Genomic DNA, 3648 nt, shown 5'->3' with positions numbered 1-3648 from the left:
GGATCGGGGCCGCAGCAGAAAATCTCGCGCTCGCGGAAATCGGGCGCCAGCAATGGCAGCCGGATCGCGTCGATGCGGCCCATATGGCCGAACCAGCCCTCGCGGCTCGACCGCTCCTCGATCATGAAGCCGAGCGACAGCCCAGGCATGCGGCTGCCGAGCAGTTCGAGCTCCTTGCGGAAAATGATCTCTTCCGGGCGGCGCGCGCAGTTGACGAAGCCGACATCGGTCCATGGCGCGCAGTCGTTCAGCCAGCGCAGCATCGACATCATCGGCGTCACGCCGGAGCCGGCCGAAATGAACAGGTATTTGGCCGCCGGGTGGCTGTGCAGCGAGAAGTCGCCAGTCGGCCCATAGGCCTTGACGTGCGAACCGGGCGTCAGATGGTCGAACATCCAGCGCGTACCGGTGCTGCCCGCCTGCGCCTTGACCGTCACCGCGATCGAGAACGGCCGCGACGGCGAGGACGACAGCGTGTAGGTGCGCATCAGCGGCCCGTCCGATGTCGGCAGTTCCAGAGTCACGAACTGCCCCGGTTTGTAGCGGAACCAGGTCTGGTTGTCGGAGCGGAAGGTGAAGGTCTTCACGTCAGGCGCTTCGTCGCTGACGCCGATCACTTCCAGCACCTGCAGCCTGTCGTTCCAGGGCGTCATCTGGTCGAGATGGCGATAGAGGCCAAGGTCCGTCATCGCATTCATCCTCTTGTCCCCTGGGCTAGGCGACGCTGCGCAGGGCCGGCCGGCCGCCTTCGGCAAGGCGCGGCCCGATGAACGACGCGTACCACTCGACGAACTGGATCACGCCGCCCTCATGCAGCTCCGAATAGGGGCCTGGTTCATAGGCCGGCGACAGGATGCCGAAGGCGTTTTCCTCGACGATGCGGCGGTCCTGGTCGTTGGTCTCGGTCCAGACATGGGTGAGCTCAGCGAGGTCGTAGTCGACGCCTTCGACCGCATCCTTGTGGACGAGCCATTTCGTGGTCACCGCGGTTTCCGTGGCACTGATCGGCAGCACGCGGAAGGTAACGGCGTGGTCGCCGAGGATATGGTTCCAGGTCGTCGGATAGTGATAGAGCAGCAAGGAGCCGATGCGGTCGGTTGAAACGCTGTCGGACAGGTTCTTCTGGACCGCCCGTTTTCCCGTCATGGTGTAGCTGACGGCATCGCGCAGCAGCGGCGCGCGGGTGGCGCGGTACTGCCCTGCCGGATCGATGCGGAATTTGCTCGGCAAGCCTGATGCCTCGCATCTGGCCCAGTGTGCGACCATTTCAGGGTCGCTGTCGGCGCCATGGACGCCGGTTACGGTTGGAGCCTCGGGGAAGGTCTTGCACAACTCGGGATGATTGGCGGCGCAGTGGTAGCACTCGCGGTTGTTTTCCCAGACCAGCTTCCAGTTGCCCTTCTCGACGATCGTGCTCTCGAAGGCGATCTTTGCTTCACGCAGCCGGTGCGGCAAAAGATAGGGTTCGATCATCGCCCGCATCGGCGCGAAATCTGCCGGTTCCTTGGCCAGGCAGATGAAGATGTAGCCGCCGACGCTCTCGCAGGCGACCGGCTTCAGGCCGAAATCACTCTTGTCGAAACCGTCGGCCATCTGGCGGGCAAACAGCAGGCGGCCGTCCAGCTCGTAGGTCCACTGATGATACGGGCAGACGAGCTTTGCCGCGGTACCCTTCTCCGTGTTGCACACGCGGCTGCCGCGATGGCGGCAGGAATTGTGGAAGGCGTTGATCTTGCCGTGCTGGTCGCGGACAAGGACGACCGGATAATCGCCGACCTGCACGGTGATGTAGCTGCCCGGCTTCGGCAGTTCGCAATCATGGCCGATGAACAGCCAGTCGCGATACCAGATCAGCTCCATGTCGAGCTTGAAGTAGTCCGGATCGGTGTAGAAGGGCTGCTCCAGCGAAAAGCCTTGCCGGCGCCCCTTCAGGAGCCTCAGCATGTCGTTGCGGATATCCATGTCCTGTCCTCGTTCCTAAGGACTGAACTGGTGGTGACGGAGGAAGGATTGAAACACAGGCCGGCTGTGTGCCGGACATGCGCTATCCACCTCTTGACCGCCCACCGCGATCAGTCGAGTCTAAAAATCTCGGGCTGGTTTCCGGGCTCTGGAGTTGTCCTTGCGGACCATCGCGACACCTTCCCAGGCGGTTGCCCAGTGGTCTCCCGTTGCGACTTGAACTCCACCACCGTTGCGGGGGCAGCGCCGGATTCTGACCGGCTTCCCAATTCTCCGCCTCGTCGTCACGAAGCGGCACCTGAGATGGTATGATCTAACCACGATCGCGGGCGCGCCGTCGGCATGAAAACGACATCGTATCCATGCGGCGCGACACGGCATGCGAAACGCTACTGCAGATCGTCGCGGGCCGAGATCCCACCTCCCGGGCGGCCATTTGCCGGCTGCGATCTTCGCGAATCCGACCCTTCGCGGGGGTCAAAAAAGGTTAACGGTTTCGAAAAGTGACTATTAGCTTGCTCTAAAATCGAACCGAACGGTTCGTTTCTGTTGACGGTGCGTGCAGGACGGTGTGAACGCTGGGCCTCTGAAACAGTCAGTGATCCATCAGGTGGATACACCTAACGCACTGATGTGAAGAAGAAAAATGCATCCGTAGATTCCGTTGGCACAATTTCAAGGTGTGGATTCATGGTCCACACGGAACAACTTCGTGATTGGAAAAGACGACCTTGCCCTCCCACATCGGGGCTGTCCGAACGACGCGATTTCATTTCCAAGACACGCCGCTAGACGGACGGAAAAAGACGATACTGGAGTACCAAAAATGAAAAAGATCATTCTCACTGCCGCAGCCCTTCTGGCCATTTCCGGCAGCGCCTTCGCTGGTAGCGACCACTACGGTTCGAACGCCGCGGCAGCCACTGCTGTCGACAGCTCGTACACCGCTTCGACCAAGAAGTCGGAACCGGCTGCTCAGGCGCCTGCCCAGGGTGCTGACCGCAACCTCTTCGGCAACAACTAACAGCCGATTCCCAGTTTTCCGGTCGACGGCGGGCTCGCCCGCCGCCCTGGCGAAATTCAGACATTCAGGAGTATTCAAGATGAACAAGATCCTCATTGCTGCCGCCGCCGTTCTGGCCATCACCGGCAGCGCTTTCGCGGGCAGCGACAACTACGGTTCGAACGGCCCGAACCAGCCTGCCGCCGCTGTGGACCAGTCGTACACGGCTTCCACCAAGACCTCGGAACCGGCTGCCCAGACGCCCGCTCAGGGCAGCGACCGTAACCTCTTCGGTCGCTAACAACCAATTTCGCAACCGACGGCAGCTGTGTCTGCCGTCCTGGCGAAATCCAGAATTCAGGAGACTAAAATGAACAAGATCCTTATTGCTGCCGCCGCCGTTCTGGCCATCACCGGCAGTGCCTTCGCCGGCAGCGACGACTTTGGCTCCAATGGTGCCAATCAGCCTGCCGCCACGACTTCGGTCGACAGCACGCGCACCTCTTCGGTACGCAACACCGGTTCGCCGGTTTACAAGCTGCTGAACTCGTCGGGTGACACCACCCAGAAGTCTGCTCCGCAAGGTGCCGACCGCAACCTCTTCGGCAACAACTAACAACCGAAGTCGATCTCCAAGTCAAAGAGCGGCGGGCCCGGCCCCCCGCCCCTTTTTTTTCCTGCAA

5 protein-coding genes and 1 riboswitch are annotated in these 3648 nt (G+C 61.3%); of the genes, 3 read left to right on the top strand and 2 right to left on the bottom strand.

Features of this window, described 5'->3' with window-relative positions; genetic code table 11:
* Together EN914_RS28255 and EN914_RS28250 are read right to left on the bottom strand one after the other, a co-directional pair.
* On the bottom strand, positions 1-689 hold a 689-nt coding region (locus EN914_RS28255; RefSeq protein WP_245497856.1), incomplete at its 3' end, for an FAD-binding oxidoreductase.
* Positions 690-714: 25 nt separating this feature from the next.
* Positions 715-1962, bottom strand: coding sequence for an aromatic ring-hydroxylating dioxygenase subunit alpha (locus EN914_RS28250; RefSeq protein WP_013528269.1), 1248 nt, complete (start codon positions 1960-1962; stop codon positions 715-717).
* A gap of 114 nt (positions 1963-2076) precedes the next feature.
* Positions 2077-2279: riboswitch (cobalamin riboswitch) on the bottom strand.
* A gap of 509 nt (positions 2280-2788) precedes the next feature.
* On the opposite strand from EN914_RS28250, the gene EN914_RS28245 reads away from it, so the two are divergent.
* The 3 genes from EN914_RS28245 to EN914_RS28235 all read left to right on the top strand — a co-directional run bounded on the left by EN914_RS28245 (position 2789) and on the right by EN914_RS28235 (position 3581).
* Positions 2789-2986: a DUF680 domain-containing protein gene (locus tag EN914_RS28245; RefSeq protein ID WP_013528268.1), complete on the top strand. Its 198-nt coding sequence runs from the start codon at positions 2789-2791 to the stop codon at positions 2984-2986.
* Between the two features lie 79 nt (positions 2987-3065).
* Complete coding sequence (locus EN914_RS28240; protein ID WP_013528267.1) at positions 3066-3266, top strand: DUF680 domain-containing protein; 201 nt, start codon at positions 3066-3068, stop codon at positions 3264-3266.
* Between the two features lie 69 nt (positions 3267-3335).
* Entirely contained in the window at positions 3336-3581 is a 246-nt protein-coding gene (locus EN914_RS28235; protein ID WP_024501954.1) for a DUF680 domain-containing protein, read from the top strand.
* Positions 3582-3648 lie beyond the last annotated feature (67 nt).

The organism is Mesorhizobium sp. M7A.F.Ca.CA.001.08.2.1 (genome assembly GCF_003998455.1).
Classification (GTDB): Bacteria; Pseudomonadota; Alphaproteobacteria; order Rhizobiales; family Rhizobiaceae; genus Mesorhizobium; species Mesorhizobium ciceri.
This window is presented reverse-complemented; position numbering and strand designations above follow the sequence as displayed.